Source organism: Mesorhizobium sp. C432A (assembly GCF_030323145.1).
Lineage (GTDB): Bacteria > Pseudomonadota > Alphaproteobacteria > Rhizobiales > Rhizobiaceae > Mesorhizobium.
On record NZ_CP100470.1, the window covers coordinates 3,290,880 to 3,304,825 of the forward strand.

At 63.3% G+C, this 13,946-nt stretch carries 15 protein-coding genes; 9 read left to right on the plus strand and 6 right to left on the minus strand.

Features of this window, described 5'->3' with window-relative positions; genetic code table 11:
- Window positions 1-63: 63 nt before the first annotated feature.
- Both ligA and NLY33_RS15880 read left to right on the plus strand, forming a co-directional pair.
- Window positions 64-2,268 (plus strand): NAD-dependent DNA ligase LigA, encoded by a 2,205-nt coding sequence (gene ligA / locus NLY33_RS15875; RefSeq protein ID WP_023707725.1) that lies wholly within the window; start codon window positions 64-66, stop codon window positions 2,266-2,268.
- Window positions 2,268-2,960, plus strand: a complete 693-nt coding sequence (locus NLY33_RS15880; RefSeq protein ID WP_023705545.1) for a DUF2461 domain-containing protein — start codon at window positions 2,268-2,270, stop codon at window positions 2,958-2,960. Before ligA ends, NLY33_RS15880 begins: the two co-directional genes overlap by 1 nt.
- Window positions 2,961-2,982: 22 nt before the next feature.
- Here the strand turns inward: NLY33_RS15880 and NLY33_RS15885 are convergent, their stop codons facing one another.
- The gene (locus NLY33_RS15885; RefSeq protein WP_023688040.1) at window positions 2,983-3,741 is read right to left on the minus strand and encodes an SDR family NAD(P)-dependent oxidoreductase; all 759 of its coding nucleotides are present in this window, start codon (window positions 3,739-3,741) and stop codon (window positions 2,983-2,985) included.
- A 112-nt stretch (window positions 3,742-3,853) separates the two neighbouring features.
- On the opposite strand from NLY33_RS15885, the gene NLY33_RS15890 reads away from it, so the two are divergent.
- Entirely contained in the window at window positions 3,854-4,582 is a 729-nt protein-coding gene (locus NLY33_RS15890) for an AzlC family ABC transporter permease (RefSeq protein WP_023705544.1), read from the plus strand.
- A complete protein-coding gene (locus NLY33_RS15895; protein WP_023690882.1) occupies window positions 4,579-4,875 on the plus strand; it encodes an AzlD family protein in 297 nt (98 codons plus the stop codon). Before NLY33_RS15890 ends, NLY33_RS15895 begins: the two co-directional genes overlap by 4 nt.
- A 155-nt stretch (window positions 4,876-5,030) precedes the next feature.
- Here NLY33_RS15895 and NLY33_RS15900 read toward each other — a convergent pair whose 3' ends face one another.
- From NLY33_RS15900 to NLY33_RS15910, 3 genes are all read right to left on the minus strand, one after another.
- The gene (locus NLY33_RS15900; RefSeq protein ID WP_023707726.1) at window positions 5,031-6,875 is read right to left on the minus strand and encodes an aminopeptidase P family protein; all 1,845 of its coding nucleotides are present in this window, start codon (window positions 6,873-6,875) and stop codon (window positions 5,031-5,033) included.
- Between the two features lie 104 nt (window positions 6,876-6,979).
- On the minus strand, window positions 6,980-7,852 hold the full coding sequence (locus NLY33_RS15905) for a 50S ribosomal protein L11 methyltransferase (protein ID WP_023682125.1): 873 nt from the start codon (window positions 7,850-7,852) through the stop codon (window positions 6,980-6,982).
- 82 nt (window positions 7,853-7,934) lie between these two features.
- Window positions 7,935-8,510, minus strand: coding sequence for an SCO family protein (locus NLY33_RS15910; protein ID WP_023697009.1), 576 nt, complete (start codon window positions 8,508-8,510; stop codon window positions 7,935-7,937).
- A 182-nt stretch (window positions 8,511-8,692) separates the two neighbouring features.
- Here NLY33_RS15910 and NLY33_RS15915 point away from each other — a divergent pair, with 182 nt between their 5' ends.
- From NLY33_RS15915 to NLY33_RS15925, 3 genes are all read left to right on the plus strand, one after another.
- Window positions 8,693-9,211 carry a CreA family protein gene (locus NLY33_RS15915; protein WP_023750939.1) on the plus strand — a complete coding sequence of 173 codons (519 nt, stop codon included), beginning with the start codon at window positions 8,693-8,695 and terminating at the stop codon, window positions 9,209-9,211.
- 61 nt (window positions 9,212-9,272) lie between these two features.
- Entirely contained in the window at window positions 9,273-9,914 is a 642-nt protein-coding gene (locus tag NLY33_RS15920) for a DapH/DapD/GlmU-related protein (RefSeq protein WP_023705541.1), read from the plus strand.
- Between the two features lie 379 nt (window positions 9,915-10,293).
- Window positions 10,294-10,725 carry a low affinity iron permease family protein gene (locus tag NLY33_RS15925; protein WP_023750938.1) on the plus strand — a complete coding sequence of 144 codons (432 nt, stop codon included), beginning with the start codon at window positions 10,294-10,296 and terminating at the stop codon, window positions 10,723-10,725.
- 26 nt (window positions 10,726-10,751) lie between these two features.
- On the opposite strand, the gene NLY33_RS15930 is transcribed toward NLY33_RS15925, so the two are convergent.
- A complete protein-coding gene (locus NLY33_RS15930; RefSeq protein WP_023682121.1) occupies window positions 10,752-11,618 on the minus strand; it encodes an SDR family NAD(P)-dependent oxidoreductase in 867 nt (288 codons plus the stop codon).
- Between the two features lie 132 nt (window positions 11,619-11,750).
- Here NLY33_RS15930 and NLY33_RS15935 point away from each other — a divergent pair, with 132 nt between their 5' ends.
- Window positions 11,751-12,032: a hypothetical protein gene (locus tag NLY33_RS15935; protein WP_023705540.1), complete on the plus strand. Its 282-nt coding sequence runs from the start codon at window positions 11,751-11,753 to the stop codon at window positions 12,030-12,032.
- Between the two features lie 12 nt (window positions 12,033-12,044).
- Here the strand turns inward: NLY33_RS15935 and NLY33_RS15940 are convergent, their stop codons facing one another.
- Complete coding sequence (locus NLY33_RS15940) at window positions 12,045-12,581, minus strand: TMEM175 family protein (RefSeq protein ID WP_023705539.1); 537 nt, start codon at window positions 12,579-12,581, stop codon at window positions 12,045-12,047.
- A 153-nt stretch (window positions 12,582-12,734) separates the two neighbouring features.
- Between NLY33_RS15940 and NLY33_RS15945 the strand changes: the two genes are divergently transcribed.
- Complete coding sequence (locus tag NLY33_RS15945; protein WP_023705538.1) at window positions 12,735-13,943, plus strand: MFS transporter; 1,209 nt, start codon at window positions 12,735-12,737, stop codon at window positions 13,941-13,943.
- The last annotated feature ends 3 nt before the right edge of the window (window positions 13,944-13,946 follow it).

A 13,946-nucleotide genomic window follows, 5' to 3' on the forward strand; every position in this document is an offset into this window, starting at 1 on the left:
TTCAGGAATGCTTTTTCCGAAATCCTGATTTATGGTGCCTCGCCACTGTCCAGGGACCGCTGCATGTCTGAAAAACCAGTCGAATCGTTGAGCGAAAGCGAAGCCGCGGATGAGCTCCAGCGGCTGGCCGAGGAGATCGCCGGTCATGACCGGCGCTATCATGCCGAGGACGCGCCGACGATTACGGACGCAGAATATGACGCGCTGCGGCGGCGCAATCTTGCCATCGAGGAGCGCTTTCCCGGTCTGGTGCGCGAGGATTCGCCCTCGCTGCGGGTCGGCGCCGCGCCGGCGGAAGGCTTTGCCAAGGTGCGCCATGCGGTGCCGATGCTCAGCCTCGCCAAGGCCTACACAGACGAGGACGTCACCGATTTCATCGAGCGTGGCCGGCGCTTCTTCGACCGCGACAAGGACCTCGACATCGCGTTTACGGCCGAGCCGAAGATCGACGGCCTGTCGGCGTCGCTGCGCTATGAACGCGGTGTGTTCGTGCAGGGTGCTACGCGCGGCGACGGCGCTGTCGGCGAAGACATCACCGCCAATCTCAGGACCATCGCCGACATCCCAGCCAAGCTCAAAGGATCGGGCTGGCCCGAGACCATCGAGATCCGCGGCGAAGTCTACATGACCTATGCGGAATTCGAGGCACTGAAGGCCCGCTCGGCGGCGGTGGGCGGCCAGGACTATGTCAATCCGCGCAATACGGCAGCGGGCTCCTTGCGACAGAAGGATGCGTCCGTCACCGCCAGCCGCAATCTTAAATTTTTTGCTTATGCCTGGGGCTACACGACAGCGGATCCTGCACCGACCCAATATGATTCGGTGCAGAAATTCGCCGAATGGGGGTTCAAGGTCAGCCCGCTGATGGTGCGGGCGAAGTCGGTCGAGGAGCTGATCGCGCACTACCACAAGATCGAGGAGCTGCGTTCGTCGCTCGGCTACGACATCGACGGTGTCGTCTACAAGGTCGACCAGCTGGAATTGCAGCGTCGCTGGGGCTTTGTCACCGGCGAGCCGCGCTGGGCGGTTGCGCATAAATTCCCGGCCGAACAGGCGATGACGACGGTGCAGAAGATCGACATCCAGGTCGGCCGTACCGGCACGCTGGCGCCGGTGGCGCGGCTGGCGCCGGTCACGGTTGGCGGCGTGGTGGTCGAAAACGTCACGCTGCACAATGAGGACTACATCAAGGGCTTCGACAGCAACGGCCTGCCGATTCGCGACGGCATCGATGTCCGCATCGGTGACACGGTTGTCATACAACGGGCGGGCGATGTCATTCCGCAGATCGTCAGCGTCGTCGTCGACAAGCGGCCGGCTGATGCGGTGCCTTACGAATTCCCGCACATTTGTCCGGTCTGCGGCTCGCCGGCGACGCGCGAAATCAACGAGAAGACCGGCAAGGAGGATTCGCGCCGGCGCTGCACCGGCGAGCTGATCTGCGCCGCCCAGGCTGTGGAGCGGCTGCGTCATTTCGTGTCGCGCGGCGCGCTCGACATCGAGGGGCTGGGCGCCGAGAATATCGACCTGTTCTTCAATTCGGGACTGGTCAAGACCGCCGCTGATATCTTCACCCTCAGGGATCGCCGCCCGGCCGTCACCAGGGCGCTGGCCGAGCGGCGCGAGGAGCAGGCCAGGCTGCGCGAGGCGGCATCGGGCAAGGCGCGCAAGAATGTGCGCGGTGTCGAGGACCGCAATTATGAAGGCCTCGACAAGCTGTTCGCGGCCATCGATTCGCGCCGCGAGCCGGAGCTCGACCGCTTCATCTTCGCACTCGGCATCCGCCATATCGGCGAAACGACGGCGGCCGTGCTTGCCCGGACGTTTTCGACCATCGAGGAGCTGATCCGCGTCGGCAAGGAAACGGCGGCGGCTGAGGATCCGCACAGCGTCTTCCCCTCCATCAACGGCATTGGCGATACAGTGATCGATGCGTTGCGCGATTTCTTCGGCAATGAACGCAATGACGACGTGCTCGACAGACTGCTCGAACAGGTCAAGCCGAAGCCGTATGTCGTCACCGTGTCGACCGACAGCGAGGTTGCCGGCAAGACCATCGTCTTCACCGGCACGCTGGAAAAGATGACACGCTCCGAAGCCAAGGCGATGGCCGAACGGCTCGGCGCCAAGGTGGCGGGTTCGGTGTCGGCGAAGACCGATCTGCTGGTGGCCGGGCCGGGTGCCGGCTCCAAACTGAAGCAGGCCAGTGAACTCGGCGTCGAAGTCATCGACGAGGACACCTGGCTGCAACGGGTCGGCAAGGCGTGATGGCCGGTTCGTTCAAAGGGTTCGGGCAAAAGGCCATCCCGTTCCTCAAGGCGCTCGACTTCCACCAGAGCCGCGAATGGTTCCAGGAAAACCGCGCGCTTTACGACAGCGAGTTGCATGAGCCGTTCTGCGATCTGGTCGAGACGCTGACGGAGCGCTTCGCGGCGGCGGGTCTGGGCTTGCGCGGAGACCGCAAGAAGTCACTGTTTCGCATCAACCGCGACGTGCGCTTCGCCAAGGACAAGCGGCCCTACAACCAGCATTTGTCGGCCATGCTGTCGCCGGATGGCACCAAGATGGAGCAGGGCGTGTTCTTCGTCTATGTCGGGATCGACCGTTGCTTTGCCGATGTCGCCTGGTGGAATCCGGAGCCGTCCCTGCTGCTGGCGATGCGCAAGGCGATCATCGCCCGGCCGGCCGAGTTCCGAAAACTGCTCTCAACGCTGAAGAAAAACGGCTTCGAACTTGAAACCGAGGGCCGCATGAAGCGCACGCCGCGTGGCTTCGAGCAGGTCAACGAACCCGATCTTGTCGACGCCATCCGCAACCGGCACTTCTATGTCCAGCACATGATCGATCCGGCTGGAATTCACGCGCCGACGCTGGTCGACGAGCTTGTCGATTTCGCCTTGCGCGCCAAGCCGCTGCTTGACTGGGGCAGGGCGATCCAGGGCACGGCACCGCGGAGCTAAATCAGCTCGGCGCACTGCACGGCTACATCCGCATCAAAAGACCACCGTCGACTGCCAGTTCGATGCCGGTGATGTAGCTTGCCGCATCGGAAAGCAGGAATAGCGCGGCATTGGCCATGTCCTGCGGCGTGCCGATGCGGCCGAGCGGCGCATAATTGGCAACGGCCGCGCGTTTCTCCTCGGTGTCCCAGCGCGCCTGCAGCGGCGTCAACGCCATGCCCGGGCAGATCGAATTGGAGCGGATGCCATCGCCCGCCAACTGCATGGCGAGCGACTTCGACAGCGCACAGACGCCGGCCTTCGATGCCTGGTAGGCATCCTGCGGGGTCGGATCGCCGCGATACCACTGGATGGTGGAGAAGTGCACCATGGCGCCGCCGCGCCCGCCAGCGCGCATGTGCGGAACGACGGCACGCGCCGTGTGCACGAAGGACTTCAGATTGATGTTGAAGACCTGGTCCCAGACATCAAGGTCCATCTCGAGGGCCGACTTGTCGCGGCCGAACCAGAGCACGCCTGCGACATTGGCGAGATAATCGATGCCGCCGCGCTTGCGGCCCGCGGCGTTGATGGTCTGCTCGACAAAGGCGGCGTCGGTGAGGTCGCCCTGGGCAAAGGTGAGCCGGTCGTCATAGGCGGCAAGCGACGCCGGACGCGGCTTGACGTCGATGGCGGTGACCGAGGCGCCGGCCTCGAGCAGCGCCAGCGAGATCGCCTCGCCCATACCGCCACCGGCGCCGGTGACGACCGCGTGCCTGCCGGTGAAATCATAAGCGATCATCCGAATCCCTCATTTTTTACAACATCAGTTTCGCTGATTTGTTGGCTCAAGCGAATTCGTCTGACTTTTCAAACGCCGGCTCCTACATAGCAGCGCGAGATGGGAATGTGACATGTCGGCAGAGACCTTAAGCGAAAATTCTGTGGCCAGCGACTTCTGGGACGGCGTGCGGCTGTCGATGCCGGTGGTTGTCGCCGCGGCGCCATTTGGGCTGCTGTTCGGCGCCATCGCCGTCGACAACGGCTTTTCCGTTCTCGAAGCTTTCTTGATGAGCGCGCTGATCTTCGGCGGCGCGAGCCAGATGGTCGGCATCGAATTGTTCGGCCAGCATGTCGCGCCATGGCTGATCGTGCTGTCGATCTTCGCGGTAAACTTCCGTCACGTGCTTTACTCCGCCAGCATCGGCCGGCGAATCGCGCACTGGCCGATTATCAGCCAAGCGCTGGGCTATTTCGTGCTCACCGATCCGCAATTCGCGGTGGCCGAGCGCAGGGCCGAAGCCGGCGAGACCGTCGGTTTTGCCTGGTATATGGGCCTTGGCCTGCCGGTCTATGTGTTCTGGGGGATTGAAAGCGCGTTGGGCGCGGTGTTCGGCAAGCTGATCCCCGACACGCATGCGCTGGGCATCGATTTCCTGCTGCCGATCTATTTCCTCGGGCTGGTCATGGGCTTTCGCAACCGGCCACTGTGGCTGCCGGTGGTGATCGCCAGCGCCGCGGCGTCGATCATCGCCTACAAAACTGTGGGATCGCCATGGCACGTCTCCATCGGCGCCGTTGCAGGCGTGCTTCTGGCCGTCATCCTGCCGCCGCACCATAGCGGTGTGGAGGCAAAACGATGAGCGCGACTTTGTGGATCATCATTGCCGGCGCGATCGCCACCTATCTCACCCGCGTCGGCGGCCATCTGGTGATCTCGCGCTTCGACCACATCCATCCACGCGTCGAGGCTGGCTTGAACGCCGTGCCGGCGGCGGTGTTGACGACGCTGGTGGCGCCCGCCGCACTCAGCGCCGGACCGGCGGAATGGGCGGCGCTGGTCGTCGCCGCTGTGGTCTCGCTACGTGGCGGACTGATGGCGATGTTTCTGGCAGGGGCGGTGGTGCTGATCCTAGCGCGGCAGTTTGTGGCATAGGGCGCCTGCCGGCAGAACAGTTTCGAACTGTCGGCGCCGCCCCTCATTGCCCTGCCGGGCGTTCGTCACTCGAAAAGCCAAGCAATTGGCTTTTCGTCCGCTTCGCGGACCGCTCCTCACCTCCCCGTATAGTGACGGGGAGAAAGAAGCTCATTTCAAATCTTGGCGTCGTGCGGTAGCGGCGCTGTTGCCTTCTCCAGCCAGGCCAGCGTCTCGTCGTCGAGCATCGGGCCGATCTCGGCCAGCACCCCGGCATGGTAAGTATCCAGCCAGTGCAACTCGTCGCGCGTCAGCAGGTCGGTGCGGATCAGCCTGACATCGATCGGCGCCAGTGTCAGCGTCTCGAAACCGTGCATGGCAATGTCGCCGCCTTCGACCTGTTCGGCAGGCGTAACCAGGATCAGGTTCTCGATGCGGATGCCGTAGGAGCCTTCCTTGTAATAGCCGGGCTCGTTGGACAGCATCATGCCGGCCAGCAGCTTTTCGGTGCCGGTGCGGGCGATGCGCTGCGGCCCTTCATGCACGGCCAGATACGAGCCGACACCATGGCCGGTGCCATGGGCAAAGTCGCAGCCATGCTTCCACAGCGCCATGCGCGCCACCGCGTCGATTTCCGAGCCGCGCGTGCCGGCGGGAAAGCGCAGCGTCGAAATGCCGATCATGCCCTTCAGCACCAGCGTAAAGCGCTCGCGCATCTCCTCGGTCGGCTGGCCGATCGGCACCGTGCGGGTGATATCGGTGGTGCCGTCCTGATACTGGGCGCCGGAATCGAGCAGGAACAGCTCGCCCTTTGCCAGCTCGCGGTTGGTGGCGCGCGACACGCGGTAGTGCATGATGGCGCCGTTCGGACCGCTGCCGGAAATGGTGTCGAAGGAGACATCGCGCAGCGGCATCTGCGTTTCCTCGCCGGTCTGCCGGCGCACCTCCTCCAGCTTGGTGACAACGGTTATTTCGTCGAGCGTGCCCGGCTTCTGCCGTTCCAGCCAGCACAGCAGTTTCGCCACCGCCGCCCCGTCTCGGCGGTGCGCGGCGCGGCTGCCGGCGATTTCCGCCTGGTTCTTGGTGGCGCGCGGAATGCGGGCGGGATCGGCCGCTGAAACAAATGCGCCGCCATTGTCCTCGACCAGCATTCTCAGCTTCTCCGCCGCCAGCACCGGGTCGAGCGCGATCTTGGCGCCGCCCTTGGCAAGGGTAACGACCGCCGCCTCGAATTCGCCGGGCTCGTGCAGATCGGCGAGTTGGGTGAGATAGGCGGCGACCGTGCGCGAAAACTTGCGCTGGTCCATGAACAGCTGGTGCTTGCCGTCGGCGGCAAGGATCGCGAAGCCGAGCGCCAGCGGCGTGTGCGGCACGTCGCCGCCACGGATGTTGAAGGCCCAGGCGATCGAGGAGGGGTCGGTGAGCACGGCGTGCGTCGCGCCCTCCTTGCCGATTGCCGCCGCCAGCCGCGCCAGCTTGTCCTTGGCGAGTTCCCCGGCAAAGCCGATCGGGTGGATTTCGACCGGCGCCACGGGCGGCGCCGGCTGATCCTTCCAGATGATGTCGATCGGGTTCCTGTCGAGCGGCACCAGCGTCGCGCCGGATTGCTCGGCCGAGGTTTTCAGCGCCTTGACCTCAGCGATCGTGTGCAGCCACGGGTCGAAGCCAAGCCTGGCGCCCTTGCCGAGATTGTCCTTGATCCAGGAGGCCGGCGGGTTGTCGACGAGACTCTCGATCGCAAAAATGTCGAGATCGACCTCGTGGCGCACTTGCAAGGTATAGCGGCCATCGACGAACATGAAGGCGCGGTCACGCTGCACAAGTGCTACGCCGGCCGAGCCGCTGAATCCGGTCAACCATTTCAGCCGCGCCGAGCGATCGGCGACATACTCGCCCTGGTGCTCGTCGGCGCGCGGCACCAGGAAACCGTCGAGGCCATTATCCGCCAGCCATCGCCGCAGCAACGTCACGCGCGGCTTGCCGACGCTGGGGTCGCCTGCGGAATCGAAGGTCTGGAACATGGTATGCCTCCTGTATCGGGCGCGACCGTAGCGCATGACCCGGAAAACCGGAATCGATTTTCGCCAACCGCAACAGGCTCGGATGGTCCAAAGCGCGTTGCGTCTCAGTGCTTCAGGTGGATCGTCACCCAGCCTTCGCGATGCAAGGTCCTGACATGCCGGAAATTCTGGCCGACATAGGCCGAGATCACCGCATTGCATTGGCGCTCGAGGATGCCGGACAACACGATCGAGCCGCCGAGGCTGATGTGCCTGGCCATCTCAGGCGCCAGCCGCATCAGCGGCCGCGCCAATATGTTGGCGACGATGAGGTCGAAAGGCGCGCGCTTGCCGAAGATCGGGTGGTGGAAACCGGGCGCCGTCACCGTTTCGACCAGCGCCTTGACGTGGTTGAGGCGGGCATTGGCGGCGGCGACCCTGACGGCGATCGGATCGATGTCGGTCGCCAGCACCGGAATATGCGCCAGTTTGGCGACGGCGATCGCCAGCACCGCGCTGCCGGTGCCGAGGTCGAGGGCATTCCTGGGACGTTCGCGGCGCACGACCCGCTCCAGCATTTCGAGGCAGCCGGCCGTGGTGCCGTGATGGCCGGTGCCGAAGGCAAGGCCGGCCTCGATCTCGATGGCCAGTTCGCCGCTGTGGCGCTTCCTGCGGTCATGCGCGCCATGGACGAAGAAACGTCCAGCGCGCACCGGCTTCAGTCCCTCCAGCGAGCGCGCCACCCAGTCGATGTCGGGCAAAACCTCGCGCTCGATCGGCTTCGACAGGGACAGTCCGGCAAGGCTGTCCCTTAGCCGCGCCTCAACCGCGTCGACATTGCCGTCGGTGTAGAGCGAAACCTCATAGATGTCGCGGTCTTCATCGACTTCGAGCACGGCGATCGGCAGGCCTTCATCCTCGAAAGCCGGCTCGAGCGCGGCAAAGATGCGGTCGGCCTCGATCTTCCCAGCGATGAAGTGGAGCCTGGTCTGACCCATCAGTTGGTCTCTTGCTTGAGCATGATCTCTGGACAACACTTTTCTGTCCGAGAAAACCGGAATCCACGTTTCGGGATCATGCCTAGCCTGCCGCCAGCCGCTTCAGCTTGGCGATAGCGGTATCGGCGCTTTCGCCATAGGCTATGGTGCCCGAAAACTCGCCCTTGGCGTTGAGCAGCAGCGCGGAGGCGGTGTGGTCCATCGTGTAATCGCCGTCGCCGGTGTCGACCTTCTTCCAGTAGATGTTGAAGGACTTCGCCATGGCGTGCACCTTGTCGGGATCGCCCGATATGCCGACGATGCGGTCGGAGAAATTGCTGACGTAAGTGTTCATCACCGGCGGCGTGTCGCGCTCTGGATCGACTGTAACGAAGTAGGCGTTGAGGTTCTTGCCGTCGTCGCCCAGCGTCTTCAGCCAGCCGGCCATTTCGAACAAAGTGGTCGGGCAGACTTCCGGGCAATGGGTGAAGCCGAAGAAGACGATGCTGGGTTTTCCCCGAAAGGCGGCTTCGGTGATTGGCGCGCCTTTCTGGTCGACCAGCGTGAATGGCGCGCCATACGGTTCGCCACCATAGTGGCCGCGATAGAAGTCAAAGGTGAGCCAGCCGATGCCCGCCGCCATCAGAACGAGAATGCCGACCAGAATTGAACGCATCATCAGGAATTGTCCGTAGCAGAAATCATCGAGCGCCGGATCGGCGCCTCTCTGCCGGCAGTCTTAGCCGGTCGCAGGGGGCAAGGCAAAGATGCCGCGTTGCCGCAACCGGGCTGGGCGCTACCTTGCAAACAGCTGGCCCTTATCCCACCTGAGACCGGCAAACTGAACCTGAGGAGGCTCCCTTGCAAAGACGGACTGGGCAGAGACGGATTGGGCAGAAACTGATCGGCGGCGCGCTGGCCGCATGCATTGCCCTTGGCGCCGGTGCCGCAGCGGCAGAGGAAGTCGGCAAGGTCGGCGTCGATTGGGTCGGCAACGACATCATCGTCGAGGCGATCAAGGATCCCAAGATCGACGGCGTGACCTGCCATGTCTCCTATTTCGACCGCAGCGTCATCGACCGGCTGCACAAGGGCAACTGGTTCGAGGATCCGTCTGATTCCTCGATCTCCTGCCGCCAGACCGGGCCGATCACCATCGGCGACATCGACACGAGCGAGGGCGGCGAAGAGGTGTTCAAGCAAGGCATCAGCCTGATCTGGAAGAAGCAGGTGGTGAACCGCATCTACGACAAGAAGAACGAGACGCTGATCTATCTCTCGCATTCGCGCCAGGTGCAGGACGGCTCGGCGAAAATGTCGGTGACGACCGTGCCGCTGTTCGGCCAGAACGTGGTGTGGACCGGCGGCAAGCCGAAATAGCGGATTCTCCGGGCGCAACGCGACAATTGCTTCCGCAATTGTGCGGGGGTAAATCCGCCAGATGGACCGTACCGAAAACCTCGTCCTGAAAGATCCCGAGCCGCGCATCCATCCGACCGCGGAGCTCAAAGCGTGCAAGCTTGGCCGCTATGCCTCGATCGGCGAACGGGTGGTGCTGCGCGAGGTCAGTGTCGGCGATTTCTCCTATTTCGAGCGCCACGCCGAGGCGATCTACACGACGATCGGAAAATTCTGCTCGATCGCCGCCAACAGCCGCATCAATGCGCTGGAGCATCCGATCGAGCGGATCACGCAGCACAAGCTCAGCTACCGGCCGAACGAGTATTTCCGCTGGCTGGGCGTCGACGCGGCGTTCCGCGCGCGGCGGCAGGCCAAGGCGGTCAGCATCGGCAACGATGTCTGGATCGGCCATGGCGCCGTCATCATGCCCGGCATCAGCATCGGCAATGGCGCCATCGTCGGCGCCAATTCGGTGGTGACGCGGAATGTGCCGGCCTACACAATCGTCGCCGGCGTACCGGCGAAGCCGTTGCGCATGCGCTTTCCCTCCGAGATCGCGGCGCGGATCGAAAGCCTCGCCTGGTGGGACTGGCCGCCGGAGAAACTCGCCAAAGCGGTTCCCGACATGCAGGCTTTGCCGATTGAGGATTTCCTCGATCGCTGGGAGCAAGAGCATTCCTGAGAGCTCGCCGCGCGTGCGCGGTTTCATCGACTGGCTGGCCGAAATCCTGGCGCCAAAATTCTGAACGGCACGTGTCGGGAAGAGTTCCGCCGGTCTGCGGCAACGCAACGAACCCCTTCCGCCATGCGGGGGTGGCGCAGCGGAAGGGGCTTGGAGACAAATCCGCCGTGAAGCGGAACGAACAGGTTTTGGCCTGCATGGCGACTTTGGCAACAAACCGATAAGGCGGCTTTTCACGGCGCTGCGCCTTTGGCGTGCATACAATTGCATCAGCGATGCCATTTGCGACTGGGAACCGGAAGCGGCTGCCGGTTGTTTATTGTTGGAGCGATGAATGGGCCTCGGTCAGTTTATCGCGCTTGAGCCGTCGAGGATGTGAATGATCGAAAAGCTGTTTACCAGAATCGCCAACACCGTTTCGCACTTGGCGGGCCTGCCGCCGACTTTCATCGCCTGTTGCGCCATCGTTATCGTCTGGGCGGTAAGCGGGCCATTCTTCGGCTTCTCCGATACGTGGCAGCTCGTCATCAACACGGGAACGACGATCATCACCTTTCTGATGGTGTTCCTGATTCAGAACACCCAGAACCGCGACGGCGCCGCGGTTCAGGCCAAGCTCGACGAACTGATCCGCGTCAGCGAGGGCCACAATCATTTCATCGGCATCGAGCACCTGACCGAATCCGAGGTCGAGGAGATCAGAGACAAATGCGAGCGGGCGGCAAAACGCCATGACCACGAGCTCGCCGAACTGGCGGGCAAGAAGGCCGTCGCGCAAAAGCGCACCGCGAAAAAACGCGCGCCCGCCTGAGTCTCGGCTTTGGCTGAGTTCGACGATCAGTTTCCCATAAAGGCCGCGAAAGCGTCCTTATGGTCGGGGTGCCAGCGCGAGAGAGCAGGCCGGTTCTCGATGATGTCGCCGATCGCCCAGGCCATGCGCTTTTCATCGGTCGGCCGCATCACCTCATTGTCGGGGCACAGGATGTAGAAATCCCCACGCGCCAGCGAAGCCAGCATGAAGTCGACCACCTGCTCGCCGGTCCAGGCGCCAGCCGGTTTTTCGACCGCTCCTTCGGTGAGGCCGGTGAAGGTGAAGCCGGGAATGAGAAGATGCGCCGCGACCTTCGCGCCCGGCTCGTTGCGCAATGCGTGCGCCAGGCCTTCGGTGAACGTCTTCAATGCCGATTTGGAGACGTTGTAGGCGAGATTGCCGGGTGGCGTGGTGATGCCTTGCTTGGAGCCGGTGTTGATGATCAGGCCCGGCTCTCCGGAGGCCAGCATGGCCGGCGCAAAGGCCTCGACGCCATGTACGACGCCCCAGAAATTGATGTCGATCAGCCGCTTCCAGGCGTCGCCGTTCTCCCACGGTTTTCCCGGATTGTTGCCGACGCCGGCATTGTTCATGAGCAGCGATACGGCGCCGAAAGCGGCATGCGTCTTTTCTGCCAGTCGGCCGAGTTCGTCGGCCTTCGACACGTCGGTGGCGACGGCAAGCACGGCATTCTCGCCGGCGATCGCGGCGACTGCCTGGCGGGCCGCATCGAGGCGCGCGCCGCCAATGTCGGCCAGCACCAGTCTCATGCCCATAGCCGCCAGCCTTTTGGCAGCGGCAAGCCCGATGCCGCTGGCGCCCCCGGTGATGACGGCGACGTTGCCTCGGCTGAGGGCGGGCAAAGCGGACTGGATTTCGGCGTCGGAGGTCATGATCTTTTTCCTAGGGTTCGGGTGGCGCCGAACTTAGCGCGGGACGCGCATCGTGCAAGGCCGTCCCGCGTGTTCGGGTTGACCGCATCAACGGCGGCTGTGCATGCTGCTGCCGAACAGGGAGACTGCCGATTGACCGACTGGGTTGCGATCCTGAAGGAGCAGACCGCCACCGGCGACCAGATGGGCCGCGAGGTGCCGCAGATGCTTGCCAATCCGGACATAAGCGAAGCGCAGGTGAAGACCTTGTTTTCGGCACTCGAAAAACAGGCCGAGTTCGTCGAGAAATTGCGCATGGCGCTGGAAAAATTCGGCCATGATTTTTCGATCGTCAAGGCGGCCGAGCGGCTGGAGGAGCGCTATGCCGACCTTGCGGCGTCGGTTGCCGAAAAGCTGAAGGCGATGCGCAAGTAGAGACGTCCTACGCTACTTTTCCAGCACCCGCGAAAAACGCGTGTCCGGCACGAACCAGACGGCGGCCACCAGCACAAACATCGCAACGCCGATCCATTGGTTGACGAAGGCAAGCGGGACGGCTGCGGCGTAGAGGGCCACCGAGATCTTGCCCTTGCGGTCATTGCCCAGCGCCTTGGTGGCGAGAAAGGTGTAGGCGACCGCGCACAGCACCAGGTCGATGCCATAGACGGCGACGGGGACCGGCGCGAAATGGTTCTCGCCCATGAAGGCCGTCGTTGCCGGCATCAGCGACAACCAGAACAGAAGGTTGAGGTTGGCCCACAGCACGCGGCCGTCGACCCTTTGGACGGTGTGGAACATGTTGTGCAGATTGTTCCAGTAGATGCCGACATTGATGAACGACAAGACATAGCTGAAAAAGATCGGCCACAGCGGCAGAAGCGCTGAAAAATCCTCGCCATGCGGCACTTTCAGCTCCAGCACCATGATGGTGATGATGATGGCGACCACCCCATCGGTGAATGCCTCGACTCTACCTTTTCCCATGGTTTCTCCCTCTCGATGGAAAGACGTTAAGCGAGGACTTCGGGCAAGACCATCCTGACAAGGTTGTCAGGATGAAGTTCGGCGCGTGGAACGGCCATCCTTACATGGACGTTGGGGCGCAATTGGGCGTTGGGCGATTGGCCGGAGGTTGCCATGACCAGCTATGCCGAGACCACGACGCGCGACAACGGACTCGATGGCCGGCCCGCGATGGCCGCGGTTGCCGCCATGATCGCCGCGCTGTTCGCCGGCAGCACGGTGCTGACGCCGCTTTACGTCATCTACAAGCAGGCCTTCGGTTTCTCGCAGATCACGCTGACGCTGGTCTACGCCGTCTATGTCGTCGGCAATCTCGGCGCATTGCTGATGTTCGGGCGCTTGTCCGACGGCATTGGCCGCCGTCCTGCGGCGCTGGCGTCGATGGCCATAGCGGTGGTCAGCGCGGTGGTGTTCCTGCTGGCCGAGAATGTAGCATGGCTCGATGTCGCCCGCATATTGAGCGGCCTTGGCATCGGCGTCGGCGCGGGAACCGGCACGGCCTGGCTTGCCGAATTGATCGAAGGTAAGGACAAATCGCGCGCGGCAATCATCGCCACCAGCACCAACTTCGTTGGCCTTGGCCTCGGCGCGCTGGCATCGGGCCTGCTCGCCGAATATGCGCCCTGGCCGTTGAGACTAACGTTTGCGGTCTATCTTGCCTTGCTGGTGGTGGTGACGCTGCTGATCTGGCGTACCCGCGAAACCGTGTCCCGGCCGGGCAGGCTGACCGACGTTTCGTTGCGGCCACGGCTATCGGTGCCGAGCGATATCCGCGCTGCCTTCGTGGCGCCGGCGGTCACCGGTTTCGGCGCCATGGCGCTGGTCGGCTTCTATGCAGCCCTGGCGCCGAGCATCCTGGCGCAGCAACTGCATGTGGCCAACCATGCCGAGGCCGGCGCGCTGTTCTTTGAACTGTCGATCGTTGCGGCCGCGACCATTCTGGCCACGACCCGACTGTCCAGCCGCGCCGGCATGCTGGCCGCGCTGGCGCTGATGATCCCGGCCGTAGGGCTGATGGTTGCTGCTCAGTTTTTCGCGTCGATGTCCCTGATGGTTGCCGCCACCGCTGTGTGCGGCGTGGCGGCGGCGCTCGGCTATCGCGGCGGCCTGCAGGTGGTGAACCAGATCGCACCTGCCGAGCGTCGCGCCGAATTGGTGTCGGCGTTCTTTATCTGCTGCTTCTGCGGCAATGCGCTGCCGGTGATCGGCATTGGGCTGCTGTCGAGTTGGACCACTCCGACGACGGCAAGCCTGGCCTTCGCCGGCATGATCACGCTGTTCTCTGTCGTAGCGCTGGGGTTCGGCGTCAAATACGCGCGCTGAGCC